The sequence below is a fragment of the Oleiphilus sp. HI0043 genome (assembly GCF_001634935.1).
Map to the genome: position 1 here is coordinate 1 of NZ_LWEY01001504.1, position 905 is coordinate 905.

Sequence of the window (905 nt, forward strand, 5' to 3'; positions counted from 1 at the left end):
CCTGGTCGTCACGAATTTCGCCATCAAGCGAATCTGACCAATGTTCAATCAAACCACCTGCATGGGGTGCCAAAGCTTGGTTAGTTGCATTAAGGCGGGCTTCAACCGAAGCATTATGACGCAATACGCGCTCGGGCTTGGGTAAGCGCTTGCCGTGTGCAGCGAGTAATACCATGGCCTCGACCAATGAGTGCACCGTAAAACTGTCATCAGCGTTGTCGGGGTTGACGAATTTCAGGCTATAACAGAGCTCTGTAACGCGGTGTTCAACCTGAATTCGGGTGTTCATTTCCATAAAGAAGTGTTTGTCGCGGTCAACGATACACTCGAAGGTGGATACGTTGTCCAAACCTACAGCCTGACCAAATACTTCGGATTCTTTTTCCATCGCCTGAAGGGTTTTGATCTCCTGGCTAAGGATTTTAGATTCGGCTTCACTACCGCGATGCAACGACTCTGTAAGCGCATGCTGTAAATCTTCGGTCGTAACCGATATTTCAAGCAGCTTTTGCTCGTGCATCTGCAAAGAGCAATCACGACCGCCCAAAGCCAGTGCCCATTCACCATTACCGATCACCTGGATTTCCTGGTGACGAGTGGTTTCGATATTCAACTCGACAAGAATATTCTTGTTGTCGCCTTGGCCTGTCGCTTTTACCTCGTTGAGGATCTCAAGTACTAGAGAAGGTGCTTCATCTGCTGCTTGGCTTAAGCGCTCTTCGATGCTGCCTTTAAAGCTTGAAGGGCTGGAGAGTATGCGTTGGCCTTTACCGCCGCCACCGCCGATGCATTTCAGGCGAATACGGTTTTCAGGGTACTCCTGGCCAATCTTGATTACTTGCTCGCGGATGGTTTCCTGAAGCTCTGCCACGCTATAAAGGTCGATGCCTTTTTTGTAGCCTGCA

General features: G+C 49.6%; 1 pseudogene. It reads right to left on the minus strand.

Annotated features, from left to right (window positions below):
* Positions 1-905 (minus strand): annotated as a pseudogene (locus tag A3729_RS21730) (hypothetical protein); the annotation flags it as partial.